Consider the following 25,765-nt stretch of genomic DNA (forward strand, 5'->3'; position numbering starts at 1 on the left):
CGGAGGCCGCGGCCGCGATGTCGCCGCAGGTGCCGCGCCGGGGACAGACGTCGGGCGATTGAGCCCACCCTCGGGCTGTCGCCAGGACCGCCGTGACGCGACTGGGCGGCGGCGACACACACCAAGGGTGACGACTCGCTGCGGCACGCCGCCGACCTGCCGGCCTTCGCCCTCCTGGCTCGCGCGGCAGCCCTTGATTCATTTGGTTTTGCTGCGCCGCAGGACCCTCGGCAGGTTCCGGGCGAAGCCGACGACGCCACCGAAGTAGACGGCGAGGGCCGCGAGCAGCAGGACCGTGTCCTGCTCTGCCAGCGCCGCCCAGCCGGCCTCACTCATGCCCGGCCGACCGCATCCTGATCATCCACTGCTTCATTCGCTTCCGCAGGCGACGCCACACCCTCGCCCGGGACGCGGCTCGCCGGTTCGGGCTTGCCCCGACGGCCCGTCAGCCGCAGGGCGACGGGCTCGGTGTAGCTCGCGGCGAGCGGGCCGAGGATCACAGGATCAGCACGTACGCCGTGGCCAGCGGGCCCAGGGACGGTTCGATCCCGGCGGTGACGGCGAGCCCGGCGATCACGATGGAGAACTCACCTCGCGCAACCAGCGTCCCCCCGCTCGCCACCGGCCCTTGACCGAGATCCCGGCCCGCTTCGGGGCCCAGTACCCGGTGGCCGAAGAAGACGAAGAACACCGCGGCCAACAGGTCCCGCAGCGGAGCGAGCAGATTGTGCGTGCCCTCCGCCACCTCGCCGGACAGGGCGATGCCGACCAGGAACGCCCCCACGGCGGCCGAGACCTGCAGCTGCTGCGCGAGCCCCGCGACCAGCAAAGTCAGGCCCAGCACCACCAGCAGCAGCTTCTCGGGGTCGTCGCTGGAGACGAAGACCGGGGTCTCCCGGTTGCCGAGCCGACCGGGCTGTCCCCTTGTCTGATTCGGCTGTTTTCTTTGGCCAAACTTTAATGACACGCTAACGAGCGCCTGGAACTCGGCCTTCGCCAGCTCCGTCCCGAGCCGGCAGGAAGCGATCACTGTCCGGTTGCCGGGACCGGCACGTAGCGACGACTGGCGTGCCCCCTGCTGGGACGGGCACGTGAAGGAAAGGTCAAACATGGTCGAGTGGGTGTCCCTCAGCACCGGGGCACGGCCCGTTCCCAGGCCCGTGGCCACGCCGCTGGTGTGGGCTACGGCGTCCGGCGGTGCACTGCTGCTGGTAACGCTCCTCAACGCGCTCGTGGGTCCGAACCGGCCCTCACTCGCCCTGGCCGTTCTGTCCCTGCTCGCAGCCCTGCTGGGACTGCGCGCCCGCTTCACCGCGGCCCCGGGCACGGCCGTCCTGTGCTGGCTTTTCCTGAACGGCTTCGCCATCCCACCCGTCGGCAGCCTCACCTGGGCCGGACACCGTGATGCCTTCTGGCTCACCTGCCTGTTCAGCGCCGTCCTCCTGGGTACGACGCTGGCCCGCCTCCTCCACGCCCGCGCCGCCTACCGCCGTGTCACCGCAGGAATCGACGCTGCCGCAACACAACCGCACCGTGCACAGCGCGGCTGCTGAACATGTGACGAAGGAGTTTCCATGTCGGCCAACCGCGGACCAGCTACGGTCCGCTTACGGCGCACAGCCTTGATTACCGTGCCCTTTGCCGTAGGAGCGTCGGCCACAGCCATTGCCTTCCTGCTGCTCCGGGACTCACTGCCTGCCCAGATGGCAACGCACTTCACCCTCGACGGCAGGGCCGACGGCTTCACCCGCAGGCGTACATGAACTGCGGTCATAGAGCGGCAGCAAGGTGGGGGAGGCCACGGATATGGAGGCGGCCGACGCAGCCGACATCCCGGAACTCACCGTCGTCTTCAAGGTAGTTCCCTTGCCATCAGCGAGTGGTCGTCTCCGCCGAGGTATGGCAATGAGCTGAGGCGACGAGCATCAAAGCTCTGGGGTATGGGGTGGAGTTTCAACCTCCATGGGGGAATCGCGGCCGGGCTGAGCGCCTTGCTACTGATCCTCGCCGCATTGGCGTGGCTGCCAGGGACCTTGCCGCCGGCGGACTCGGCATGGCTCTCATTCCGGTGTCTACCCGGCGCAGTTCAGGGGGTTCTCGGCGGCCTGGTCGCCTCGGGAGTCGTGGTGCTCGTGGTCAGCATGGCCGGTGCGGGGAACCTGCAGTCAGCCGAGACCAGGGACGGGTGAGGGACGTTTTCACCCACGGGATGCCGCTGTCCGGCAACCGGCTTTCTGACCAGGAGGTCACGAACGACATGGCCCTGTTCCCACAGCCGACGCCGGGGGTTCCGCCGCCGAGGCGCATGATCGTGTGCGGTGACGACGCGCTCGCCGAGAGGCTGGCAGCCGAGCTCACGGCGGTGTACCGGGAGTGGGTCACGCTCGTCGTCCCGGCCGGGCACCGGGCCGGCCCCGCCTTCGCCGGAGCCATGATGGGCCGTCAGATTCTCGGCGCCGTACCTGTCGAACGCCGCGTGCTGCTCTTCGCTGCCCTCAATGTCGCCGGAAACCCGCAGTTGGAGGGGCACACGATCGCGGAATCATTCCGCCCCGGCGCCTGGCGGGTTCTGGCGCTCGACACGGCCGAGCCGGATGAGCGGCTGCAGCGGTTCTGACGTGCGCAGATGGCTTTTGCTGGGGTGGTCGTGCGGGTTGGATCGCGCCGCTGTTGACCGTGGTTGTCCGCTCTTACGGGCACGCTATGGGCACGGTGTTGAGTCGAGCTCGGACGGACGTCCAACGTGGAACGCCTTCGCGCGCACAGAGCTTGAGTGAAGCCCGTTCTGCGCTGCGAGGTCGGGTCGCGGCTTCAGTGATTATGGCCGATAGGTCGGGTATCGATGGTGCGTCGTCCGGGTGTCCGTCCGTTCGCCCCGGAAATCCCGTGCCGCCTCACAGGTCTCGCTTCTCCAGCGGCTTTACCGCGGGGCCCTGGAGGATGCGGCCGTCCGGGGCGAAGCGGGAACCGTGGCAGGGGCATTCCCACGCCTGCTCAGCACGGTTGAAGGCGACGAGGCAGCCGAGGTGGGTGCACGTGGCGGACACGGCCTGGAGCTGCCCGCTCGCGTCGCGGTGGACGGCGCACTGATGTCCGCCGAGCCTCACCACGGCGCCGTCGCCCGGTGCGATGTCCTCCGGCCGGGGCCCGGTCAGAGCAGGCAGCCGGTCGCCGATGAAGTGCCGGGCGACCTGAGCCTGGTGCTTCAGGAAGGACATCCCCTCACGGACCACCGGACCCACGCGGCGCGGGTCGTACAGACCGGCCCACTCCACCTCACGGCCGCCGACGAGGTCGCTGATCAGGCGCCCCGCCATGATGCCGCCGCTCAGACCCCAGCCACCGAACCCGGTGGCCACGTAGGCGTGGTGGCTGCCGGGGTGGAGCGGCCCGACCAGGGGCACGGAGTCGGTGGAGTCGTTGTCCTGGGTGGCCCAGCGGTGGGTGAACGTCAGCCCGGGGAAGTGGTGGTCGGCCCAGTCGGAGAGCAGGGCGAAGCGCTTGTCGACGTCGGCGGTGCCGGGCGTGAAGTGTTCGCCGGTGACGATCAGCAGGCGTTTGCCGTCACCGTAGGGCGCGCTGCGGACGGAGCGGGTGCCCTGCTCCGGAGTGATGTACATGTCGCGCGGGGCCCGGTCCTCGTCGATGGTCCCGGCCACGACCAGCTCCCTGCGCGAGGAGAGCCGGGTGAACAGCAGGGCTCGGTCGAAGACGGGATAGTGAGTGGCGACCACGACCTTCTCGGCCCGCACCGACACCCCCGCGTCCGTCTCCAGCACACAGGGCTCACCCTCGGTGAGGCCCACGACCCGAGTCCCCTCGTACACCGTGCCGCCGCGCCGGCGCAGGTCGTCCGCCAGCGCCAGCAGGTACTTGCGGGGATGGAACTGTGCCTGCCCGCTCACCCGGACCGCACCGGCCACCGAGAAGGGCAGCCCCGTCTCCGTGACGAATTCGGCGGCCAGCCCGGCTTCCCGCGCCGCCCGCGCCTCCGCGCGCAGCTCCGCCACCCGCGCGGGATTCTGCGCGTACGTGTAAGCCGCCGCTTCCTCCCACTCGCAGTCGATGCCCAGCTCCCCCACGATCTCGGCGGCATGCCGGATCGCCTCGCTCTGCGACAGCGCGTAGAGCCGCGCACCCTCGGGGCCGCGGGTCCGGCGCAGGTGGTCGTAGATCAGAGTGTGCAGAGCGGTCAGCTTGGCCGTGGTGTGTCCGGTGACCCCGGCGGCCAGCCGGTCCGCTTCCAGCACCGCCACCTCGCGCCCCTGCCGGACCAGCTCCCAGGCCGTACTGAGCCCGGCGATGCCACCGCCGACCACGGCGACCTCCACAGAAAGGTCACCGGACGGCGGCGGGGCGGGTTCGCCGGGCGGTGCCGACTCCAGCCAGTACGAGCTCCGGATTCCGCTCTCGGCGTCTTTCATGGCCGTACCCCTGTCTCAGCGTTCATGGCCGCCGGGTTCCCGCCACGGGGACGTGATATCCGGAACCACGTCAGAAGCCGGGGCCCCGTCGGGTGGTGGGTGAGCGCGATCGCGGTCGGCTCTCCCAGGTGCGTCCTGTCCGGCCGGGGGTACTCGGTCGGCCAGGCCGGCGGGCCGGGCGCCCGCCTCAACCCAACGCAACGGAGTGATGCGACGATGGCCAGCACCCAGGAGACCGGAGCCATCACCGGAACCCCCGACAAGGACTACAACCTCCTCTGGTACGTCGAGAGCTGCCTGGACAACGCCCTCCGGCTGGACACGTACATCAAGGACGCCGAGCGGGAGAAGGACGAGCAACTGGTCGAGTTGTTCACCAAGGCACAGGCTGACAGCCGCAAGGGCGCCGATATGGGCAAGGCGCTGCTGCGCAGCCGCTTGAGCGGCTGATTCCCGGCGCCGACCGGGAACCCCCTGGGCCCGGCCCATTCATCCCCGGCGGCGACAGCAAGCCCCTGAAGCCGGCCCCGGGGAACCCCGGGGCCGGCTTCAGGGGCTCTACGCGCTCTGGCAGCCGTTTCCAGGTTGATCGACAGGACGGCCATGGAGGCGACGGCCAAGAGCTCGGACTGCCAGTTCTGCAGTGTGCGGTTCCATAAATCCGCCGAGCCGAGGTGGTCGGCCCAGCTCAGCGGGGCCTGTAGCTGCCGTAGCCGCTGTTCGTCGTAGGCGGCCACGCCGGTGATCGACTGGACCAGCCAGGACAGCAGGAAGATCGTCCCCATGACCAGCAGCAGGGAGTGCGAGTAGACCGCGCGGCGCCATCCGCCGGCCCTGGCTCACTTGGGCGAGCCCTCCCTGGCGTATGCGCCGACCAGCTGCTCCTCGTCGGACTCGATGCCGCCCTTGTGCAGTTCCTTGGATTCCGGGGAACCGCGTTGCAGTAACCAGACCGTCACGCCGACGTACAGGAAGAACTGCAGGTACTCCGACTGCCAGTTCTCGGACACGTCGACCGCGAAGTGAAGTCGGCGTGGCCTGCGATCGCCTGCCCGACCAGGGCCAGCAGGAACCCGACGGTGAAGAACAGCCCGAGCCCGTTGTCCCGCAGGAAACCCCTCACGTCTTCGCGCCCGGTCATCGGTGCATCAGTCCCAGGGCCGCCAGGTAGGCGAGACCCACCACGACGATCCCGAGCACGACGACGAACATGATTCTCACACCTCACCCGCCCTTGATCCGGCACTGGTACGGCTGCTGCGGCCGTGGCTCGCAGCCGGCAGCCACGACCTTCCAGCCGGTGGCGAAACGGGAGAGGAACAGGGTGTCGGCGGAGAGCACCGCCCGTGCCTGGTTGCCGTAGACATCCGTCCGTCGCACGGCACCGCCCGGCCGCGGAGACTCCTCACGCAGCGCCTGCGCACACGGGCTGTCGGCCGACTGCTCCAGCTCCTCCGCCGTGCCCGGCGCCAGAAGGGCGCATCCACGGTCGTAGGCACCGTCTCCGAGGGCCTGCTCGAACACAGCCACCGTGTCGTGCACATCGGCCCGCCGCTCCGCGACCGTGCCGCACCCAGCGACAGCGCCGACGGCCAGCAGGACGCACACCGTCACACCGCACGCTCGCCCGCCATCCGCCCACCTCCAAACGGCAGTACACCGCAAGGAACCGCACCTGAGAGGCCAGCGCGCACCGCCTTCCCCCTCCCGGCCGATCGACCGGCGGGGATGAGCGAAGTCGCGGTCAGCGAGTGCGTCTCGTCCCTGGTGTGCGGATGCGATCAGAGCAGGGGCGGGGTGCGATGGACGGGTGGGAGGTGAGGACGATGGCGCGTGCCGTATGGAGCGGAGTGCTGACATTCGGAAAGGCGGCGCCGCCGCCGAAGTCGACCCACGCCGTCGAGCTGGTGGAGGCGCTGCAGGCGAGCGTGGAACGGACCATAGGCCCCAAGGCCGGTGGGAAGGAGACGGGTGCCGGCGCCCGTCGAGGCTCCGGGGCAAGAAGACCGCGGACTTCGCGGGCAGGTCCTCGATGAACCGCGACCAACTGATCCACGCGCTCGCGCCCGCCGGGGGCCGGAAAGCACACGCATTCTGACGCGCCGGGTGCGTGGGATTGTCCCGTACAGGTATCGGAGAGCCGAAGAGGAAACATGCCCGAACTTCCGGATGTCGAAGGATTCCGCCAGGTCCTGTTGACTTGCAGTCGGCGCCGGTCCGTCACGGACATCGACGTGCGGGACGCCGGAGTTCTGCGGGGTGTCACGGAGAAACGGCTGCGGAGAGAATTGAAGGGGAGGCGCCTTGGGGAGGCGTGGCGTCACGGGAAATGGCTTTTTGTGCCGGCGGACGGTGGCCCGACACTTGTCTTTCATTTCGGCATGACAGGATCACTGCGGTGTTGTGCTCGGGAGGAAGCGATCGAAGCGCATGACCGCGTCGTGCTGACGCTCGATGGTGATCGGAATCTGTGCTATCGCGATCAACGCAAGCTACAGGGCGTGCAGTTGGCCGGCAACGCTGCCGTCGACCGGATTCTGGAGGGCCTCGGCCCGGACGCCCTGGCCGTGGACCGAGAGGAGTTCCTGGAACTGCTGTCGGGACGACGAGGTGGCGTCAAGAGTGCGCTGATGGACCAGTCCGTCATCGCGGGTCTCGGAAACCTCCTGTGCGACGAGATCCTCTGGCGTGCTCGTGTCGCCCCTCGGAATCCGGCGCGGAACCTGAACGAGAAATCCCTTCGGCGTATCTACGCGGCGATGGGTCGTGTCCTTGCGGCATCGGTGCCTGCCGCGTGCGTGCCGCCACGACGCTCCTGGCTCACGGGACGTAGGGACGACAGCGAACCGCTGTGTCCACGCTGCGGCAATTCCCTGCGTTCGACTCGCGTTGCCGGACGCCGTACGGTCTGGTGCCCGCAGTGTCAGAGCTGACGGTGTGCCCTGTGAACCCGGTCTGCTGCACGCGATCCGTTATGGCAGGAGATCTTCGGCCGGCGGTGTGGCCGGTCAGCGCCAGGATCCCGTAGTTCAAGGTGTCGCTCAGTACCCCGCCAGGAGTGTCTGGGCAGGTTCGTCGGGCTTTCGGTCGCCGCTCCACCTGCTCGTCCGGTCGGGCGGCGGCGGCCGGAGCCTGCACGGTTTCGCCCTCGCGGTCGGCCGCGACGCGCTCGCCGTGCCCTCCACGCCGCTGCAACGTCCGTGCTGTGGATGCGGGTTGCCTCCTGGACCAGGCTGGTGGGTGTCGTCGGACCTGGAGTCATGCTTGTTTTCCTGACGAGGTGTGGGCGCGCCTTTTCAGCAGGGCCGCCGCCGTGGCTCCGATACCTGCTGCGAGGGCTGAGGCGGCGGCGGGGTGGCTGGACAGGGTGGCCTAGGGCCGTGCCCGCTCCGTGTTGAGGGTGAGGCCGAGGCCGGGTGTGCCGTCGGCGCCGGGGGTGAGGGCGCCGTCCGTCGGGGCGAGGACTCCGTCGGAGAGGATGCGCTCTATGCGAACGCGGTCGTGGAACCACTCCAGGTGGCGCAGGTTGGGGACCGCGGCGGCGTGCGCGTGCGGGGCGCAGTGCCGGAGATCTCGGTGCCACGGACCTGGGCGAGGGCAGCGGTCCGCAGCCGGACGGTGACGCCGCCGCACCGGGTGATGTCGGCCTGCAGGCAGTCCACGGCGCCCGCGGCAAGCATGTGCTGGAAGTCGGTGGGCACGGTGAACTCAGCGGTGTCCACCCGTTCCACGCCCGGGGTGTCGCTCATTGGCCGGGCCCCGCACCGGGCCGGTCCTCGCGGTGGCGGTGACCAGGCAGGAACTCCTGCATCTTGGCCTTGAAGCCCTGGCGAACCATGCCCGCACGGTCGCTGTCGCCCTTGAGGATCGAGGTCGCGGCGGCTTCGATCTGATCGAGGGTGGCGTGCGGCGGGATGGGCGGCACGGCCGGATCGGTCACGAAGTCCAGCACGCAGGGCCTGTCGGCGGCCAGCGCCGTTTCCCAGGCGCCCCGGACGTCCTGCGGCTTCTCGATGCGCTGGCCGTCCAGCCCGGCCAGGCGGGCGACATCGGCGTAGGGGAAGTCGGGGAGCGACTGGGAGGCTTCGAACTGGGGGGCGCCCTCCATGGCGCGCATCTCCCAGGTGACCTGGTTGAGGTCCTGGTTGTTCAGCACGGCCACGATGAGCCTCGGGTCGTCCCACTCCCGGTAGTACTTGGCGATGGTGATCAGCTCGGCCATGCCGTTCATCTGCATCGCCCCGTCACCGACGAGCGCGATGGCCGGACGGTCTCCGTGCGCGAACTTCGCGCCGATCGCGTACGGCACCCCGGGCCCCATGGTGGCGAGGGTGCCGGACAGCGAGCCGCGCATGGCGCCGCGCAGCTTCAGGTGCCGGGCGTACCAGTTGGCGGCCGAGCCGGAGTCGGCGGACAGGATCACGTTCTCCGGCAGCAGGTCGTTCAGCGCGTGCACGACGTACTCGGGGTTGACCGGGTCGGCGTCGACGGCGGCACGCCGCTGCATGACCTCCCACCAGCGGGCGGTGTCCTTCTCGATCTTCTTGCGCCAGCCCTGGTCCTTCGCCGCGTCGAGCAGCGGCAGCAGCCGGGTCAGCGTCTCACGGGCGTCGCCGACCAGGTTGACCTCGAAGGGGTAGCGCAGGCCGACCATGTGCGGGTCGATGTCGATCTGCACGGCCCGCGCCTGCCCGAACTCCGGCAGGAACTGGGTGTAGGGAAAGGACGAGCCGATGACGAGTAGGGTGTCGCAGCCGGTCATCAGCTCGTACGAGGGCCGGGTGCCCAGCAGGCCGATGGAGCCGGTGACATACGGGAGTTCGTCGTCGAGGGCGTCCTTGCCCAGCAGCGCCTTGGCCACCCCGGCGCCGAGCCGGTCGGCGAGGGCCATGACCTCCTGACGAGCCCCGCGGGCGCCCTGCCCCACGACGATCGCGACCTTCTCGCCCGCGTTGAGCACTTCGGCGGCACGGGTGAGGTCCTCGTCGCCCGGTACCGGCGCGTAGTGCGGCATGCCGAGGCTGGAGGGGACCATCTTGAAGGCGTGCTCGGGCGGCGAGTAGTCCAGTTCCTGCACGTCGGCGGGGATGATCACAGCCGTGACCGAGCGGCGGGCCATGGCGGTGCGCATCGCCCGGTCCAGCACGCCTGGCAGTTGCTCGGGGACGGTGACCATCTCGCAGAAGTCGGAGGCGACGTCCTTGTACAGGCTCACCAGGTCGACCTCCTGCTGGTAGGAGCCGCCCATGGCGCTGCGGTTGGTCTGCCCGACGATCGCGACGACGGGTACGTGGTCGAGCTTGGCGTCGTACAGGCCGTTGAGCAGGTGGATGGCGCCGGGCCCGGAAGTGGCGGCGCAGACGCCGACCCTGCCGGAGAACTTGGCGTAGCCGACGGCTTCGAAGGCGGACATCTCCTCGTGGCGCGACTGGATGAACCGGGGGTTGTCGTCGGCGCGGCCCCAGGCCGCGAGCAGACCGTTGATGCCGTCGCCGGGGTAGGCGAAGACGTGCTCCACTCCCCACTCGCGCAGGCGCTCGAGGACGTGGTCGGAGACCTTCTTCGACATGTGCGCAGACCTTTCTGGTGGTGCGTGCAGGACGGGCCGGGGGGCGGGGCTATGTGCGGGGCCGGGGGCGGCGCAGCGAGTGCAGGGTGGCTCGGCCGGCTGCCGCCGCGGCGGCAGCCGTGAGGACGGTGGCGCCCGCGGTGGTCGCCCACCGAGCGGTTCGGGAGGGGTGGCCGGGGCGTCGGGCCAGGCGTTCGGGGTGCTCGCTCGGGAGGGTGCCGTCGGGCGGGACGGCCGAGTCCTCCCAGCCCTCCCACGTCTCCCGGTCGTCGGGCGGGCGCGCGGTGACGCCGAGCCCGGCCTCGCGCGCCTTGAGCATCCGCTGCTCGCGTTCGATGTCGTCGGAGAAGGCGACATCGCCGTCCTTCTCGGCCCGGGCGACGGCGCGCAGCAGACCGTTCGCCTGCTCGTCGACGTCGTCCTGGCTGTAGCCGCCGAACTGCACCATCAGCCAGCTGTCGCCCGCCGGCAGAACTTCCAGGGACTCCAGGTGGGCGCCCTTCTCGCACATCAGCTGGGCCATGCGCCCGTCCAGGGCCTCCAGTTGGCTCGGGTCGCAGTGCTCCAGCAGGCGGGGGACGTCGTCGGCGGCCGTACAGATGTCGTCGTAGCCGAGGACGAGGAGCGACTGGTAGGCCGGCACCGGCACCAGGTCGAGCTCGGCGTGCAGCACGGTCACCAGGGTGCCCTCGCTGCCGACCAGTGCCCTGGCCACGTCGAAGCCGTTCTCGGGCAGTAAGGAGTCGAGGTTGTAGCCGGAGACCCGGCGCGGGATCTTCGGGTAGCCGCGCCGGATGTCGGCGAGATACTCCGTGACGATGCGGTCCAGGCCCGCGTACAGCTCGGCGCGGCGGTCGCCCTCGGCGGCGATCCGTGCCCGCTCGGCCTGCGAGGTCGGCCCGATCCACATCCGGGTGCCGTCGTAAGTGAGCACTTCCAGTCGGCGTACGTTGTCGACGGTCTGGCCGTACGCCTGCGCGGCCGCCCCGCACGAGTTGTTGCCGATCATGCCGCCGAGCGCGCAATGGCTGTGCGTGGACGTCCTCGGTGCGAGGCTGGTGCCGCCTCCCCGTGGCAGGACCGGGGCTCCGAAGCGGGCGCACACCTGTACGGCTTGCGCCCTGGCTTCCACCCTGTGAGGTATCACGACGCCGACCGGCACCTGACGGTAGTTCGAGCCGTCGGTGGCGTAGGCGCCCCTGCTGCCCGCGTCGAACCGGACCTCGGCGTCCACGGCGTCACGCAGCGCCGCTTCCAGCCCGGCCACGTCCGCCCCGGAGGTGTCCAAGGGGGTGCGAGTCATCAGAGGAAAACCGCCTTCCCGAGCCGTTGACCGTGCGCGGCATCGGGCCGTAGAGAGCGGCTCTCCGCCCGGTGCCGCTCCCGAGTACCCGACCTTGGCGAGTGCAATAGGGCATTCTTCGGATCCCTGCCATCCGGCCCGGGTGTGGCGGGACCTGCCCCGCCCTGTCCGCCCTGCATGCCACCCGCCGCAGGGCGGCCCTCCTCCTGGGCTTGGCCGCCCGTGATCGGCTCCGTGCCCGAGGATCCGCGCGGCGTCGTTCGGCAGTGCGGTTGGATCTTGCCGTCGACCTGCTCGTAGGCGGTGCCTGGATCGAGCGCAACGGGCCCCTGCCGCGGCCTTGGAGCAGGGCGGGCGACGGTGTCGGCTGCCCTGTCGCTTCAGGGCAGCCAAGGACCACCACCAGGACGTCGAACACCCGGGCGGCAGCGCGCGGCCTGGGCGCGGCTTGGGTCGGTCGCCCAGAAACCACACGCCACACCGGACAGCGCACCCCACAGCAGATCGGACCTCACCCACTCCGCAGGCGCCACACACGGCGACCAGTGCGAGGAGCAGGCCACCCACCTGGCCCAGGAACGTGACGACAGCGAAGTGGACTCGACGGGATCAGAGACCGCCGGCGAAGTCGACGGCGCCGTAGCAAGCCGCCGACGCCACGCAAGAAGACCGCCCATGAAACAGGCGTGGCCGATCGAACGACAGACACCCGCTGAGTCCCCACCGGATGAGGACGTGGGAGCCGGTCAACGCGGGTACTCGGTGGCTGCGCGGCAGTGACAAGCACCGCCCCACTCCCACGGAGGGATGTTCCCATGACTCAACATGTACGCGACGTCATGACGACGGACCCGGTGACCGTCGAACCTCTGACCTCGGTGACGGAGGTGGCCCAGATGATGCGAGACGAGGACATCGGCGCCGTTCTGGTCACCGAGGGCGGTGAGCTACGCGGGCTGGTCAGCGACCGTGACCTCGTGGTTCGCGCGGTGGCCGGGGGTGGTGACCCGGGCCGGACGACCGTGGCCACCGCATGCAGCGAGGACCTGGTGACGGTCGGGCCCGACGACGACCTGGGCCGCGCGGTGCACGTGATGCGTGAGCATTCCGTGCGGCGTGTACCAGTGGTCGACGAAGGACATCACGCGGTGGGCATCGTCTCCATCGGTGACCTGGCCATCGAGCGCGATCCCGACTCGGCTCTGGGCGACATCAGCGCCGCGGAGCCCAACCAGTGAAAGGACCAGCACCCTTGACAGGTCGTCAGTTCCCATCGGCGTAACGACAACAATCGAGCCCCCTCGCCTCGACGAAAGGATGGAGGTGGAGGCAGGACTATGTCAGGCGCGGGGAGCCCATGACGTCCGAGCCTCATCGAGGCGGATCCAAGGTCATCCGGCCAACCGACCGGAGCCCCATCCGGAGCCGAAAGGAGCGCATGCCATGACGAGCCCTGATCCCGAGCCAAGGCGAACTCCGGGACTCGAACCCGGCGGCGGGGTGCCACCCGGTGAGACCCCTCCCGCCGAGGCCGGCAGCACCTCAGGCATCTCCCATCCGCAGCCCGAACTGCGCAAGGGCTGGGGACCGATGCCACTCACCCTGATCATGGTGGTGGTCGCGCTGGTGGCGATCGGGCTGATCGCCATGGCGGTGGCTCTGATCGTCTAGTTTTCACGGGCAGCGATCGCACTCGGAGGCAGCTACCTCAGAAGGCAGGCCCGAACTTCACCGAGTGCCCGTTGCGTAGGACGCGTGAGTCACCCCTCGCTGCGCCCCTGGTTCGGATGTCCACGAGCCGACAGCGTTTCCCGCGGCGCCCAGCGGAGACTCGATGAGAGGTACGGGGGTGGGAGACCGGACCGCAACGGGCCGGACACAGAAGGACGATGAACCGCCATGACGACGGAAACCAAGAAGACGACCACCATCCGGCGAGCAGAGACGGGCTGGGCCACCGCACGCCGTGTGCACAGGCAGCGCATACGCACCTGCGTACGCGCGACGATCACCGGCGACGACGGACAAAAACGCTGGGGAGACGACTGGAACGTCGTCCGCGGCGAGGACTGAGCCCCCCTGTCGGCGCCGAACCCTGCGCCCGACCTGGGCCGTGCGACCGCGTGCCCCGTATTGCGCCACGGACCTCCCCCCGAGGGGCTACCCGTCGTTGGCCGCTGTTCGCCGTCCGCGCGGTCAAGGCCGGCCGTGATGATCGCCGACGCACGGGGCACTCGGAAGATCATGGCGTCGACCGATGCGGACGCGGCTTTCGCCGAACCCGTTCAGGTACAGAACGGCCACGGCCCCTGCATGGACTGCCACCACACCGGAGAAGCGGTGAGCGTCCCCCGACATGGCTGCCGGCCCCCGCCTGCCGACTCGTTCGGCCATTCCGTGGGTCGCGGGGATGCCGTGCGCGCCCTCCCACCAGGCATGGCACCGCAGAAGCGACCGTCCCCCTGCCGCGGTCGGCGGCGTCAGTCCTGGACGAGTTGATCGGTCAGGCGATGTGCCTGGGCCGGCAGGGTTCCGTAGATCACCAGGGCGTCCGGGTCGTCGGGCACGGCCTCTGGCAGCTGTTGGCGGAACTTGTCGAGCGGGCGGCGGAGTTCCCCCGACCGCCTCGCGTAGCTGCTCGGCGGCGCGTTCGTCGCTGCCGCTCGGGGGAACCGGGTCTGACCGTACAGCCGGATGACACGCGCTGTATCGCGCAGGAAGCCGCGTAGGCACGGGTGACCCCGCGGCCGGAGTACCCGCCCTCCTCCTGTTGGCGGTCTCCCGTACGGCCCGGGTCACACCTGCTGTATGGACGGCGACGTGGTCGAGCACGTCCAGCGCATCGGCGTACGCCTTGCCGCGCGGGGAAGGAGTCCGCTCGCGGCGCGCCCACGCGGAGTGCCGCGCATGCTCTGCTGACTCCAGCCGATCGCGGACCGCCCTGGTCCACCGGGTCGCCCACGCGCAGCACGCGCTCGTGCCACTCCCGGGCCGCATGGGCGTCCCACTCGCCGGTGGCCAGGTCGTCGGCCACCGCGGCAAGGACCTCCTGCGCCTCACGTGCCGCGTACTCCAGCGCGGAGCGGGCGTCGCGCCAACGCCATCGGGGTCTTGAGCCACCAACCAGGCGGCCAGCGCCCCCTTGTCCGCCTGCACCGCCGGATCCCGCTCGGGCCCCGGCCTCGCCCACGCCCGCCGCACCGCCGGTACGGGAGCCGGGTTCCGGCACCGGACGGCCCGCGCCGCCCTACGCATCCACTCATGGCACGGCAAGTGCCACACCAGGGACGGGACGCACCCACTGAGAGCGACGTCACGCTGTTTGGCAGCCTCAGAGATCCCCTCCTGGGTGCAAGAGGGCTGTTCGCCATCGTTACGTCTGCTGCCAAGGGGTACCCGAGGTGCACTGCGGCGGGTCGGCGAGGTCGCCCGGATCTAATTCCGCTGTCGTCGCAGAGACCGGCTGAGGGAGGTGCCCATGACAGCAGAGGCCCTCACGACCGCCCCCCGGCTTCTCTGCTGGGTTCCCCCGGGCGTCTATCCACCGCAGAGCGACACCCGGCTCCTGGAGCGGGCGATGCGTCGCGAAGGGGTCACCGCGGCGACGGACGTACTGGATCTGGGTACCGGAAGCGGCATGCTCGCGGTGTCGGCGGCCCGCCTCGGCGGACGGGTCACGGCCGTCGACATCTCCTGGCGGGCCATCGCCGCCGCCTGGTTGAACGCGCGGCTGAACCGCCAGACGCTGCGCGTGCACCACGGTGACCTGACGGCGGCCGTGCCCGGCCGTCGTTTCGACCTGGTGATCTCCAATCCGCCTTACGTACCCGCACCCGCCCCTGGCCGCATGTCGGCTCGGGGCCACTCCAGAGCCTGGGACGCCGGAACGAACGGACGGCTGCTGATCGACCGCATCTGCGACACCGCGCCGACGTTCCTGCGGCCGACGGGGACCCTGCTGATGGTGCACTCGCACCTGTGCGGCATCGGCGCGACGTTGACCCGGCTGGAGAAGGCAAGTCTGCGCGCGGAGGTCGTCGACCGGACCTGCCTGCCCTTCGGGCGCGTACTGCGCTCACGGCTCGCCTGGCTGCGCGAGCAAGGGCTGACCGCCGACGATACGACGGAGGAGCTGGTGGTGATCCGTGCCGAACGCATCTGAACGCCCCCGCCGCGTCCGCGTCCAGCGCGACGGACCTCTGCTCATCGAAGGGCCGGTCGAGGTGGTGGGTGAGGACGGCGAGGTGAGGGTCTCGACCCGCTTCACCGTGGCCGTCTGCACATGCCGTCGCAGCCGGGTCTTCCCCTGGTGCGACACCAGCCACCGCTGCCGCGACAGGCGACCCGGCGAAGGCGGAGCCGTATGAACCACTCCGGCCCCCGACAGCAGTCGCGGCGCCCGTCACCGCCGTTGCCCGAGCCGCGCGGGGCGCTCTCCGCCGCCGTGACGGCCCTCCTGCGGGGATCGGACCCCGGCAGAGTTCCCTCCCCGGTGCACTGTTCTCCGTACGGCGACGACCTGCAACTCGCGCTCTACGTCCTCTACGAGCTGCACTACCAGGGCTTCCAGGGCGTGCCCGACGACCTGGAGTGGGACAGCGGTCTGCTGGCCCGCCGAGGAGCGATCGAGGACCGCTTCCTCGGCGCGTTGCGCAAGGATGTGCCGATCGACGGCACCGACACGGCCCGGCAGGTGCTGGACGAGCTCCAGGTCGAACCGGTGGACGGCTCGGGCAGCGTCTCGCACTTCCTCCGCGACCAAGGCAATCTCGATCACCTGCGTGAATACGCGGCACTGCGCTCGCTGTACCACCTCAAGGAAGCTGACCCGCACGCCTGGGTCCTCCCGCGGCTCCACGGCCGGGCCAAGGCGGCCATGGTCGCCGTGGAGTTCGACGAGTTCGGAGCGGGCCGTCCCGACGAGATCCACGCGCAGTTGTTCGCCGACCTCATGGCGGACCTGGGGCTGGACACGGCGTACGGACACTACGTTGACGCGGCACCCGCCGAGGCACTGGCCACCGTCAACCTGATGTCGCTGCTCGGTCTGCACCGAGCGCGGCGCGCGGCGCTCGTCGGACACTTCGCCGCCGTCGAGGTGACGTCGTCGCCGGCCTCGCGCCGACTCGCCGAGGCCATGCGACGCGTGGGCGCGGGCCCGGCGGCCGTACGGTTCTATGCCGAGCACGTGGAGGCGGACGCCGTGCACGAGCAGGTCGTACGGCACGAGGTCGTCGGCGGGCTCCTGGAGAGCGAACCGCACCTGGAGACCGACGTGGTGTTCGGGGTCCGCGCGACCACTCATCTTGAGAACCGCCTGGCGGACAGGTTGCTCGGTGCGTGGCGCGACGGCGGCACGGTGCTGCACGCGCCCCGGCCCGCGCATGCCGCAGCAGCTCGGCGTCCTCGTGCTCGTATGTGTTGACCATGTCGATCACGACGAGAGCGAGCCCCGTCGTGTCTGCGGGCTGATCCACGGCCTCCGCCGCCCATCCGGTGCTGTCACAGGGCTGTCAGTCGCGCAGTCGCGGCAGGATCTTCGTGCGGTAGAAGTCGAAGAAGCCCTGCTGGTCCTTGCCGATCTGGTTGACGTACACGGTGTCGAACCCCGCGTCGACGAACGCGGTCAGGGCCTCGATGTGCGCGTCCGGATCGTCCCCGCACGGGACGGCGGCCGCCACCTGGTCCTCGGTGACCGACTCGGACGCCTGCTCGAAATGGCGCGGGGTCGGCAGGATCTGCGGGAGTTCCCCGGGCAGTTGCTCATTGGCCCACAGGTGGTGCGCGGTGCGGAGCGCCTCCCGCCGGTCCGTGCCCCAGCACACCTTGAGTCCGCCGTACGCCGGCTTGGTACCGCCGCCACCGCGACGGAAGCGCTCGACCAAGGCGGTGTCGGGCATCATCGTGATCAGACCGTCGCCGATCCGTGCCGCGACCTCGGCGGCCTGCTGTCCGAAGGCCGAGACATCGATGGGCACCGGCTCGTCGGGCAGGGTGTACAGACGGGCGTTCTCCACTGTGTAGTGCTTGCCGTAGTGGCTTGTCTGCTCGCCGGTGAACAGCTTGCGGATGATCTGGAGCGCTTCCTCCAGCATTTCCAGGCGTACGGGTGCCTCGGGCCAGTGGGTGCCGAGGATGTGCTCGTTGAGGGCCTCGCCGGTGCCGACGCCCAGCCGGAACCGGCCGCCGAGCTGGGCGGCGCTGGTGGCGGCCGCCTGCGCGATCACCGCGGGATGGGTACGCATGATGGGACAGGTCACGGCCGTTTCCACGGGCAGCGAGACGGCCTGGGACAGGGCGCCGATCACCGTCCACACGAACGGACTCTGGCCCTGCCGGTCGTTCCAGGGATGGTAGTGGTCCGAGATCCAGAGAGAGTCGAAGCCGGCCTGCTCGGCCATGCGGGCCTGCTCGACGAGTTCTGCCGGGCTGTGTTCCTCGCACGACAGGAAGTATCCGAACTCGGGCATCGTCTCTCCCAGGTGAAGCGTGTGGCGGCGGTTCCGCGAACGCGCTGCCGAGTACCCGGCGACCCTGCGGGCCTAACAACGGCGTGCGGGTGTCCTGGGCGCGAGGGAGGGTACTGGGAGGCGGATCGCGCGGGGTCGGAAGGTCCCGGATCGTGCGTCGACAGGAGGTGTCCTGGGAGCAGCGCGCTTTCTGCCCCGGAAGGTTTGGCGGCAGCGGCAGCGGCAGCGGGACGACGAGCTGCGGCCCGGGCCGCACTCGATGCCGGACTCGACCGATGTCGAGGCCGCCGCCCGCCGGTTCCTGCTGCTCGGGATTCTCCCCCTGTGGGTGGCAGCGGGACCAAGGAGTCCGCGATCCACGCGCTGATGATGACCGAGGCCGGTGTACCGATCGAATCCGCAGGACTGGCGTCTGCTGCCGAAGGAACGCCCGCTGCCGGCCGGGTACCTTGCGGGGCTTGCCTGCGTGATCGGATTGGGTGTCGTCGTGCCGTACGCCGAGGAGTTGCGACGCTGTCTGCGGGCCCGGTTCGGGGTGTAGGGCGCAGCCGCGGAGCCGCCGGAAATCCGGCGCCGCGCCGCCGTGCCGCTCGGCCGCTTCGGCAGTGGGCCCGCGCGGGGCACCGGTCAGGGTTCCGCGACGACCCGTACGGTGCCCAGGCGCCGGTCGGCCGCGTCCGGGAGGAACATACCGGCCTCGACTCCGGTGAGCAGGTACTTCAGTACCGGTTCCGTCAGGCGTTCGCCGGGCAGGACCACGGGGATGCCGGGTGGGTAGGGCGTGATCATCTCGGCGGCGATCCTGCCGACCGCTTCGGTCGTGGGGACCTCCGTGTGTCCCGCGAAATAGGCGTCCCGCGGCAGGCGTACCTGGTCCATCAGCAGGTCGGCCGGGGAGGGGACGTCGACTTGCGGGGCGTCCCGTTGCTCGGCGGCGTGGTCGGCCAGATCGCGTAGGGCCGTGAGGAGCCGTTCCGTGGTCCGCTCGTCGTCGGCATGGGTGAGCTGCGCGCTGATGCGCCGGTGGTCGAACAGGTGGGCGTCGATGTGATGGTGCTCCCGAAGCCAGTCTGCCGCCCGGTAGCCGCTGGTGCCCAGTTCGCTGATGTCGATGACGACCGGGAGCGGGTCGAAGTCGGCTGCGAGGCCGGGACCGCGGAAGTCTTTCGCGTCGTTGACGTGTAGGCCCTCGATCGCCTCGATGGCCGTGCGGGTGCGTGCGGCCAACTCCAGGGCCCGGCCGATGAGTTCGTGACCGTGCTGGACCATCTGCCGGCGCCAGGCGTCGATGCCGGCGTAGATCAGGACGTTCGGGCTGGTCGTGCCGAGGAGGTCGGCCCGCGAGGCCAGTTCGGCGGGATCGATGAGATCGCCCTGGAGGTGGAACACGGAGCCCTGTTCCAGTCCGCTGCCCATCTTGTGGATGCTGGTGACGCAGATGTCGGCGCCCGCGTCCATGGCCCACGCCGGCAGTTCGGTGTGGAAGGGCAGGTGCGCTCCCCACGCCTCGTCCACGATGAGCGGCTTGCCGAGCCGGTGACAGACGTCGGCGATGCCCGCGAGGTCGGCCGCGGCTCCGTAGGGTGTGGGGCTGGTGACCAGGGCACCGTCGGCGTCCGGATGCTCGGTGAATGCTTCGTCGTAGGAGGCGGTGGAGGGCGGATGGGCGATGTGCCGGTCCGCGTCCCACTGGGGTTCCACCCACACCGGCTCGACACCGGACAGGATGAGTCCGGCCACCACCGACTTGTGCGCGTCGCGCCCGACGAGGAGCCGGTGGCCGGGGCAGGTCACCGCCAGCATGGCGGCCTTCACCGAGAGGGAACTGCCGCATGTCGAAAAGAACGTGTGCTCCGCGTGGACCGCGTCCGCCATGAGGTTCTCGGCCCGCGCCAGTACCCGGCCTCGGGTGAGCCGGTCGTCCGCGCCACCGTTGGCAAGGACATCCCCGAAGAAGACGGCATCGCCCAGCACCGCGCGGGCGCGTGGATCCGCTCCGCGGGCCTGTTTGTGGCCTGGGGGCGTGAAGCCCAGCTCGTCCGCGTCCTGATACCGGGCGAGCGCTTCGAGAATCGGAGCTTCGGCGTGGTCTGCACCCATGGGGCGCCGGGTTCCCTCGACGCCGGCCGGCATGCAGGCCAGGTCCCAGACCGTGGAGGGGCCCGACCGCCGCACGCTTCGGGCGGGCCCCCGGGGACGCGTGCCTTGCCCAGTCCGGCCCGGGCCGGCCCGGTAGTTGAGGCGGTGGCCGTGTTGTTCGCCATTACTCCTCCTGCGGTCGGGGTTGGAGGGGTCTTGCGTGACGCCGATCACTGATGCGGTCCTTCCGGTGGCCGATGTGCAGCACGGTCTTCTGCTGCCGGTGCGCACGCGAAGTGGAGGGTCCGATTGCCCGCACGGGTCGAAGGGCAGAAAGCCCGGCACCACATGGTCCGTGCTCGCCGTGCGCTCCGCCCGCATCCGCGGGGAGCCTGCGCGGGGCGACGGCGTGCCGACCACCTCCCAGGGGCGTAGCGTCCACGTAGGGGCGAGTTCGGGTAAGCCCGACGTGCGCATTGCCGCGCCTCTGAGGAGCACGGAGGGCCGGTCCGGCCATCCGCGAATCCCTCGCGATGCTGGAGGTGCCTCGTGACCAGCGCGGGTGATCCGGTCGCCGACATCGCTGAGCTGGATGCCGTGTTCGCGGAGACGGTGCGTCGAACCGGCGCGTCCATCGGCGCGCTGTATCTGCTCGCGCCGGATGAGCAGCTGTTGTGGCTGGACGTGGTGTGCGGGGTGCCGGCCGAGTTCGCCGCGCCGTGGGCGAGGGTACCGATGGCCGCTCTGGCGCCGGTGGCCGTCGCGGTCCGTGAGGACCGCCTGGTGTGGGTGGGCAGCCAGGAGGAGATGGCCCGCTCCTATCCGCGCACGGCGGTGGTGCTTCCCTACCCGTTGGCTCTGGTCGCCGCGCCGGTCACAGGCGCCCGCAGGTGGGGAGCGCTGCTGCTGATGTGGCCGGCCACCCGTCCGCCGTACATGACCGGGCGCGAGCGTGGTCACATCGCGGCCAGTTGCGGGCGTCTGGCCCGGCTGCTGGAGGAAGCCGTCGAGCACGGAAGGTCCCTGTACGGCGACGACGGAAGCTCCCTGCCCGGCGATGACCGGCCTCGCGTCGTCCCGCTCGCAACCGGCGGCGGGAGCGGGAGCGCGACAATGGCCGCCGCCGACTTCGCGGAGCGCCTGCCCGGCGGAAGCTGTGCGCTGAGCCTCGAAGGGCAGTTCACCTACGTCAGCTCCGGTGCCTGTGAACTGCTGGGCTGCGAGGCCGGTCGGCTGCTGGGCACTGTGCCGTGGCAGTCGCTGCGCTGGCTCGACGATCCGACCTACGAGGACCGCTACCGTGCCGCGGTGATCAGCCGCGAGCCCGTGTCGTTCACCGCGTGCCGCCCACCGGACCAGTGGCTGGAGTTCCACCTCTACCCGGACCCCAGCGGCATCAGCGTCCGCATCGTTCCCAGCGGGGCACGGCCCCCGCCGTCACCGGCGCCGAGCCAGTCCACGCGTGCCGTCACTCCGGCTCGCGCGGGCGGGCTCTACCAGCTCACCCACCTGGCCGCCGGACTGACCGAGGTCGTCGGAGTCCAGGACGTCATCGCCCTGGTCGCCGACCAGATCATGCCCGCCTTCGGCGCCCGGGGCCTGGTCCTGTCCACCGCCGAGGCCGGCCGCCTGCGGATCACCGGATACCGCGGCTACGACCCCCACATCATCGAGCGTCTCGACGGTCTGCCCCTCGACACCGACTTCACCCCGGCCGGGCGTGCCCTCAGCAACGGCATCCCCGCCTTCTTCTCCGATCCGGAGGAGATGCGCCGTATGTACCCCGAGGCCCCTCAGATCAGCGGAAAGCAGGCATGGGCCTTCCTGCCGCTGATCATCTCCGGCCGCCCCGTCGGCTGCTGCGTCCTCTCCTACGACCACCCCCGCGCGTTCCCGGCCGAGGAGCGCGCCGTCATGACGTCGCTCGCCGGGCTCATCGCTCAGGCCCTCGACCGCGCCCGCCTCTACGACACCAAACACGAGCTCGCCCACGGCCTCCAGCAGGCACTGCTCCCGCGCACCCTTCCCGAGATCACCGGTCTGCGCGTCGCCGCCCGCTACCTGCCCGCGACCCGGGGCATGGACATCGGCGGGGACTTCTACGACCTGATCCGGCTCGGCGACACCGACGCCGCGGCCGTCATCGGCGACGTCCAGGGCCACAACGTCGCCGCCGCGGCTCTGATGGGCCAGGTCCGCACCGGTGTCTACTCCCACGCGACCCTCGGAACGCCCCCCGACCAGGTCCTTGCCAGAACCAACCGGCTCCTCACCGACCTCGCCCCCGACCTCTTCACCAGCTGCCTCTACGCCCACCTCGACTTCGCCCGCCGACGCCTGTGCGTGGCCAGCGCCGGCCACCCGCCACCCCTTCTGCGTCTGCCCGATCGCGCCACCCGGCCCGCTGTCGTCCCGCCCGGACCACTCCTCGGAATCGACCCCGACGCCGACTTCCCCCTGACCGAGATCCCGCTCACCCCGGGCCTGATGATCGCCTTCTACACCGACGGCCTCATCGAAACACCGGGGGTCGACCTCGACGAGTCCATCGCACACCTCGCACACCACTTCGCCCAGGCTGACGACCGGGACTTGGACCTGCTCATCGACAACCTGCTCAGGAAGGCCGGGGCAGCCGAGCGGCGTACCGACGACATCGCACTCCTCGTGCTGCACGACGCAACCGGCGATCGGCGGCAGAGGTGACTCGGCGGTGGTTCATCCGCGCGGGCCGGGTTCCCCGCAGCCTGTCCGGCCCTGCAGGCCAGGCGGTGGAAGGGCACGTCGCTGCGTGCTTCGGGCCGGCCGGCTGGGGAACTCGTCGATCCGAACGATGTCCGACGCGAGCTACGAGCGAGGTGCCCGCGGATGTCCAATCCCCAGCAGCCAGAACAGCGACGCAGTCAAAAGGGCGGCGCCACGCCGCAGCAGAGCGGCGAACTCAAGGCGCGGCAGGCCGAGGCGAAGGGCGGCCGTGCCCACGGAACGGACAAGGGAGACAAGGGTGGTGGCGAAGGCGGAGGGGTGCCGCCGGAACAGCAGGCCGAGCACCCGTGATCCGGCCTGACGGCCCGTCGCTGCCTGGTGAGGTCGATACAGCTACCTCACCACCGTCCCAACGAGAAGGAGAGCCACCATGCCGGCCGGATCCAGCTCCAAGCGCGAGCGCCAGTACGAACACGTAAAGAAGAGTGCCGAGGACCGTGGCGAGTCGCCGAAGCGGGCCAAGGAGATCGCCGCACGGACCGTCAACAAGGAGCGGGCCAGGTCGGGCGAGTCGAAGACCGCGAGCAAATCTTCAACTCGTGACCCGAAGTCGGCGTCCCAGCGTGGTGGGCAGCGCTCGCACAGCGGCGCTGAAGGTCCGACCAAGGATCAGCTGTACGCAGAGGCCAAGAAGCGCAACATCCATGGCCGCTCCTCGATGAACAAGAGGGAGCTGGAGAACGCGCTGGGCCGCTGACCAGAGGCGGCCTTGCCACCGGAGCGGCCGGAAGTGAGGCGGGCGGCGCCTGCGGATACGTCGGACGGAGTGCCGCTGCCGGTGCACACCTCCAAGTGGAGACTGAGGCTTTCCGAGCACGTGGATGTGGAGGGGCATCTTTCCGAGGAGGCTGTGGGGCGCTTGGTCGAGGCGGTCGCGGCGGCGGGTGAGACGGCTCAGCGGTGGGGTGCGGCTGGGCCGTTGGCTTTGCCACGGCGGTGGTGCGCAATGCGCCGAACCGTGGGGAGGTGCTGCGCGCGGTCCGCGTCGGGACGGGGGTGCAGATCTGCACGCTGCCGGGCGAGGTGGAGGCGGAGCTGACGTTTCTCGGTGCGCGGCGTTGGATGGGCTGGCAGGCCGGGCCGCTGGTGCTGTTCCACATCGGCGGCGGTTCGTTGGAGGTGGCTTTCGGGACGCGGCCGGCTGCCGGACTTTGTGGCCTCGCTGCCGCTCGGCGCGAACCGGCTGACCCGCGAGTTCTTCCAGGGCGAGGATCCGCCGAGCGCACGGAGTGTGAAGTCGCTGCGCCGGAGAGTACGCCATCAGCTGCGTGATGTTGCCGGGCGGATCCGCTGGGAGGGCCCGCGGACGACGGTGGCGACTTCGCGCACCTTCCAGCAGCTGGGACGACTCTGTGGGGCCCCCGGGGCGGGAGGGCCCGTTCGTGCTCCGCCACCTCGTACGCTGCGAGCTGCATAGATGTATCGACTCTCTCGCGGCGCTGCCCGCGGCTGAGCGTGCACGGCTGCCCGGGATCTCCGCGCCGAGGGCAAGGCAGAGTCTGGCCGGGGCGGTAGTAGGTCCCACGGTCATGAAGCTCTCCGGGATAAAGACCGCTGAGATAAGCCCGTGGGCCATCCGGGAAGGAGTCCTGCTGCGCTACGTCGAGGACGGTGCCGCCTGGTGGTCTGGAGTCACGGACGGCGGCGAGGATACGGTGCCGACCGGCCGGGTGCCGTTGCGGATCGCCACTCCGACGGACTGAAGCCTGCGGGCGCGCACAGGCGTATGCGAGGCGGCCTGCCATGTGTGGCTGACCCGGTACGTCCGCGTCGCAACAGGGCGCCGAGGTGGACGAGGCGGCGGGCTGTCGGGGCCCCGCCGGCTACTGACCTCGGTTTGGGTGGGCAGGCTTTCTCAATCTCTTGCCCGCGGTCGCGAGGCGATCGCGTGTGGGCAGGACGATGCCGGGCAGGCTGACGTCATGCGACCTCCCCAGGGCCCTGGCCCCCGCCGTGGAGAGATGCCCGGTGATCCGCAGCGTGAGGACCGGGAACAAGCCGGACCGCTTCCAGGGCTGCCGGTCGTCGAGCAGGCCGAGCTGCTGTACGAGGAGACAGAGCAGCTCAAGGAGGCTTTGGACCGGCGGCCGGTGATTGACGTGGCCCGCGGTGTGCTGATGGCGACCTGGTCATGCACCGAAGAAGAGGCGTGGCAGATGCTGGTCCGGGTGTCCCAGCACTCCAACACCAAACTGCACGATGTGGCGGAGGCCGTGGTCACTGCCACGCAGCACAAGCCGATACCGGCCCACCTCCAAGACCACCTGGCGGCGGCGGTGGCGGTATGGCGCACTCGCCGAGCCGAAGACGCGTAGGGCGCAGGTAGGTCCGCAGGCAGCCGTACGGCACCTCACCGCCAGTACGCCCACGCCTGGCCGGGAACGTGTAGCTGATGTCCACGCGCAGCCGAAACGCGTGCAGCAGGCCGAGACCGCCGACAACGATCTTTTACGTCGGATTTCCCGGGTACCCGGCGCCTCGCACACACAGGAGGTCGGCTCGCTCCACGCGGCCGGCCCCCGCGAAGAGTGGACCAGGAGGTATCGATGAGCACGGTCAAGGAAACGGTCGAGGTGGAGGTCCCGCTCCGCATGGCCTACGACCAGTGGACCCAGTTCGAGGAGTTCCCGCGCTTCATGGAAGGCGTGGAGGAGGTTCGGCAGCTCGACGACCGGCACAACCACTGGACCACCAGCATCGGTGGGGTGCGGCGCGAGTTCGACACGGAGATCGTCGATCAGCTGGCGGACGACCGGATCACCTGGCGGTCCATCGGTGGTGACTCCGAGCAGCGCGGCTCGGTCCGGTTCGAGCGGCTGGACGACACCCACACGCGGGTGGAGCTTTCGATGGATGTGGAGCCGACCGGTGTCGTCGAGAAGGGCGCGGACGCGCTGGGTGTGATCGACCGGCGGGTGAAGGGGGACCTGCGTCGCTTCAAGGACTACGTCGAGAGCGGCGGCGGCCAGAGCGGCGGCTGGCGCGGACGCATCCGGCCGGAAGACCCCGGCACCAGCCTCTGACAGCTCCACATGGTGGGCGCAGACAGAGCGACCCAGGTCAGCCCCGCGCCTCAGTGGGGCTGGCCGGGAAGCCCGCCCCGGGGGGCTCGATGCACACAGCCTGAACCGGTACGTAAGACACGGAGGTTGGG

General features: G+C 70.2%; 22 protein-coding genes and 6 pseudogenes. 18 read left to right on the forward strand and 10 right to left on the reverse strand.

Translation table 11 applies throughout. From position 1 onward, the window contains the following. Window positions 1-198 precede the first annotated feature (198 nt). The gene (locus ACIA8X_RS44875) at window positions 199-336 is read right to left on the reverse strand and encodes a hypothetical protein (protein WP_393459665.1); all 138 of its coding nucleotides are present in this window, start codon (window positions 334-336) and stop codon (window positions 199-201) included. Further along, a pseudogene (locus ACIA8X_RS44880) lies at window positions 333-883 on the reverse strand (cation:proton antiporter); the annotation flags it as partial. The gene ACIA8X_RS44875 and the pseudogene ACIA8X_RS44880, both read right to left, overlap by 4 nt. A 226-nt stretch (window positions 884-1,109) precedes the next feature. Between ACIA8X_RS44880 and ACIA8X_RS44885 the strand changes: the two are divergent. The 3 genes and pseudogenes from ACIA8X_RS44885 to ACIA8X_RS44895 form a co-directional block, all read left to right on the forward strand. Further along, window positions 1,110-1,553, forward strand: a complete 444-nt coding sequence (locus ACIA8X_RS44885; protein ID WP_393459662.1) for a hypothetical protein — start codon at window positions 1,110-1,112, stop codon at window positions 1,551-1,553. Between the two features lie 21 nt (window positions 1,554-1,574). After that, window positions 1,575-1,763 carry a DUF1648 domain-containing protein gene (locus ACIA8X_RS44890; RefSeq protein ID WP_393459659.1) on the forward strand — a complete coding sequence of 63 codons (189 nt, stop codon included), beginning with the start codon at window positions 1,575-1,577 and terminating at the stop codon, window positions 1,761-1,763. 638 nt (window positions 1,764-2,401) lie between these two features. Further along, window positions 2,402-2,602, forward strand: a pseudogene (locus tag ACIA8X_RS44895) (potassium transporter TrkA); the annotation flags it as partial. Between the two features lie 292 nt (window positions 2,603-2,894). Here the strand turns inward: ACIA8X_RS44895 and ACIA8X_RS44900 are convergent. Continuing rightward, window positions 2,895-4,424: an FAD-dependent oxidoreductase gene (locus ACIA8X_RS44900; RefSeq protein ID WP_393459656.1), complete on the reverse strand. Its 1,530-nt coding sequence runs from the start codon at window positions 4,422-4,424 to the stop codon at window positions 2,895-2,897. 216 nt (window positions 4,425-4,640) lie between these two features. Between ACIA8X_RS44900 and ACIA8X_RS44905 the strand changes: the two genes are divergently transcribed. Then, window positions 4,641-4,874, forward strand: a complete 234-nt coding sequence (locus tag ACIA8X_RS44905) for a hypothetical protein (protein WP_393459725.1) — start codon at window positions 4,641-4,643, stop codon at window positions 4,872-4,874. Window positions 4,875-5,059: 185 nt separating this feature from the next. On the opposite strand, the pseudogene ACIA8X_RS44910 reads toward ACIA8X_RS44905, so the two are convergent. Both ACIA8X_RS44910 and ACIA8X_RS44915 read right to left on the reverse strand, forming a co-directional pair. Further along, a pseudogene (locus tag ACIA8X_RS44910) lies at window positions 5,060-5,434 on the reverse strand (DUF6766 family protein); the annotation flags it as partial. 214 nt (window positions 5,435-5,648) lie between these two features. Further along, on the reverse strand, window positions 5,649-6,038 hold the full coding sequence (locus tag ACIA8X_RS44915; RefSeq protein WP_393459653.1) for a hypothetical protein: 390 nt from the start codon (window positions 6,036-6,038) through the stop codon (window positions 5,649-5,651). A gap of 539 nt (window positions 6,039-6,577) precedes the next feature. Here ACIA8X_RS44915 and ACIA8X_RS44920 point away from each other — a divergent pair. Then, window positions 6,578-7,357, forward strand: a complete 780-nt coding sequence (locus ACIA8X_RS44920; RefSeq protein ID WP_393459650.1) for an Fpg/Nei family DNA glycosylase — start codon at window positions 6,578-6,580, stop codon at window positions 7,355-7,357. A 439-nt stretch (window positions 7,358-7,796) separates the two neighbouring features. Here ACIA8X_RS44920 and ACIA8X_RS44925 read toward each other — a convergent pair. The 3 genes and pseudogenes from ACIA8X_RS44925 to ACIA8X_RS44935 all read right to left on the reverse strand — a co-directional run. Then, window positions 7,797-8,113 (reverse strand): annotated as a pseudogene (locus ACIA8X_RS44925) (enolase C-terminal domain-like protein); the annotation flags it as partial. Window positions 8,114-8,169: 56 nt separating this feature from the next. After that, entirely contained in the window at window positions 8,170-9,993 is a 1,824-nt protein-coding gene (locus ACIA8X_RS44930; RefSeq protein ID WP_393459647.1) for a thiamine pyrophosphate-requiring protein, read from the reverse strand. 220 nt (window positions 9,994-10,213) lie between these two features. Continuing rightward, window positions 10,214-11,296: pseudogene (locus ACIA8X_RS44935) on the reverse strand (FAD-binding oxidoreductase); the annotation flags it as partial. 815 nt (window positions 11,297-12,111) lie between these two features. Here ACIA8X_RS44935 and ACIA8X_RS44940 point away from each other — a divergent pair. The 6 genes from ACIA8X_RS44940 to ACIA8X_RS44965 all read left to right on the forward strand — a co-directional run bounded on the left by ACIA8X_RS44940 (window position 12,112) and on the right by ACIA8X_RS44965 (window position 16,721). Then, on the forward strand, window positions 12,112-12,534 hold the full coding sequence (locus tag ACIA8X_RS44940; RefSeq protein WP_393459644.1) for a CBS domain-containing protein: 423 nt from the start codon (window positions 12,112-12,114) through the stop codon (window positions 12,532-12,534). 205 nt (window positions 12,535-12,739) lie between these two features. Continuing rightward, window positions 12,740-12,967: a DUF6480 family protein gene (locus ACIA8X_RS44945; protein WP_393459641.1), complete on the forward strand. Its 228-nt coding sequence runs from the start codon at window positions 12,740-12,742 to the stop codon at window positions 12,965-12,967. A 228-nt stretch (window positions 12,968-13,195) separates the two neighbouring features. Continuing rightward, the gene (locus ACIA8X_RS44950) at window positions 13,196-13,369 is read left to right on the forward strand and encodes a hypothetical protein (RefSeq protein ID WP_393459638.1); all 174 of its coding nucleotides are present in this window, start codon (window positions 13,196-13,198) and stop codon (window positions 13,367-13,369) included. A 1,405-nt stretch (window positions 13,370-14,774) separates the two neighbouring features. Next, entirely contained in the window at window positions 14,775-15,458 is a 684-nt protein-coding gene (locus ACIA8X_RS44955) for a HemK2/MTQ2 family protein methyltransferase (protein WP_393459635.1), read from the forward strand. After that, window positions 15,442-15,663, forward strand: coding sequence for a CDGSH iron-sulfur domain-containing protein (locus ACIA8X_RS44960; protein ID WP_393459632.1), 222 nt, complete (start codon window positions 15,442-15,444; stop codon window positions 15,661-15,663). Before ACIA8X_RS44955 ends, ACIA8X_RS44960 begins: the two co-directional genes overlap by 17 nt. Then, window positions 15,660-16,721 (forward strand): iron-containing redox enzyme family protein, encoded by a 1,062-nt coding sequence (locus tag ACIA8X_RS44965; protein WP_393459629.1) that lies wholly within the window; start codon window positions 15,660-15,662, stop codon window positions 16,719-16,721. The genes ACIA8X_RS44960 and ACIA8X_RS44965 overlap by 4 nt, the downstream gene beginning before the upstream one ends. Before the next feature lie 88 nt (window positions 16,722-16,809). Here the strand turns inward: ACIA8X_RS44965 and ACIA8X_RS44970 are convergent, their stop codons facing one another. Continuing rightward, the gene (locus ACIA8X_RS44970) at window positions 16,810-17,766 is read right to left on the reverse strand and encodes an LLM class F420-dependent oxidoreductase (protein WP_393459626.1); all 957 of its coding nucleotides are present in this window, start codon (window positions 17,764-17,766) and stop codon (window positions 16,810-16,812) included. Between the two features lie 382 nt (window positions 17,767-18,148). On the opposite strand from ACIA8X_RS44970, the gene ACIA8X_RS44975 reads away from it, so the two are divergent. After that, window positions 18,149-18,307, forward strand: a complete 159-nt coding sequence (locus ACIA8X_RS44975) for a hypothetical protein (RefSeq protein WP_393459623.1) — start codon at window positions 18,149-18,151, stop codon at window positions 18,305-18,307. Between the two features lie 86 nt (window positions 18,308-18,393). On the opposite strand, the gene ACIA8X_RS44980 is transcribed toward ACIA8X_RS44975, so the two are convergent. Continuing rightward, on the reverse strand, window positions 18,394-19,866 hold the full coding sequence (locus ACIA8X_RS44980; protein WP_393459620.1) for an aminotransferase class I/II-fold pyridoxal phosphate-dependent enzyme: 1,473 nt from the start codon (window positions 19,864-19,866) through the stop codon (window positions 18,394-18,396). 528 nt (window positions 19,867-20,394) lie between these two features. Here ACIA8X_RS44980 and ACIA8X_RS44985 point away from each other — a divergent pair. The 6 genes and pseudogenes from ACIA8X_RS44985 to ACIA8X_RS45010 all read left to right on the forward strand — a co-directional run bounded on the left by ACIA8X_RS44985 (window position 20,395) and on the right by ACIA8X_RS45010 (window position 25,634). Then, the gene (locus tag ACIA8X_RS44985) at window positions 20,395-22,551 is read left to right on the forward strand and encodes a SpoIIE family protein phosphatase (protein WP_393459617.1); all 2,157 of its coding nucleotides are present in this window, start codon (window positions 20,395-20,397) and stop codon (window positions 22,549-22,551) included. Window positions 22,552-22,713: 162 nt separating this feature from the next. Further along, entirely contained in the window at window positions 22,714-22,902 is a 189-nt protein-coding gene (locus ACIA8X_RS44990; protein ID WP_393459614.1) for a hypothetical protein, read from the forward strand. Between the two features lie 79 nt (window positions 22,903-22,981). After that, window positions 22,982-23,308 carry a plasmid stabilization protein gene (locus ACIA8X_RS44995; protein WP_393459611.1) on the forward strand — a complete coding sequence of 109 codons (327 nt, stop codon included), beginning with the start codon at window positions 22,982-22,984 and terminating at the stop codon, window positions 23,306-23,308. Window positions 23,309-23,320: 12 nt separating this feature from the next. Beyond that, a pseudogene (locus ACIA8X_RS45000) lies at window positions 23,321-24,314 on the forward strand (Ppx/GppA family phosphatase). Between the two features lie 258 nt (window positions 24,315-24,572). After that, window positions 24,573-24,926, forward strand: a complete 354-nt coding sequence (locus ACIA8X_RS45005) for an ANTAR domain-containing protein (RefSeq protein ID WP_393459608.1) — start codon at window positions 24,573-24,575, stop codon at window positions 24,924-24,926. A gap of 231 nt (window positions 24,927-25,157) precedes the next feature. Further along, window positions 25,158-25,634 (forward strand): SRPBCC family protein, encoded by a 477-nt coding sequence (locus ACIA8X_RS45010; protein ID WP_399460696.1) that lies wholly within the window; start codon window positions 25,158-25,160, stop codon window positions 25,632-25,634. Window positions 25,635-25,765 lie beyond the last annotated feature (131 nt).

Source organism: Streptomyces sp. NPDC051738, from assembly GCF_044453205.1.
In the GTDB taxonomy this organism is placed as follows: domain Bacteria; phylum Actinomycetota; class Actinomycetes; order Streptomycetales; family Streptomycetaceae; genus Streptomyces.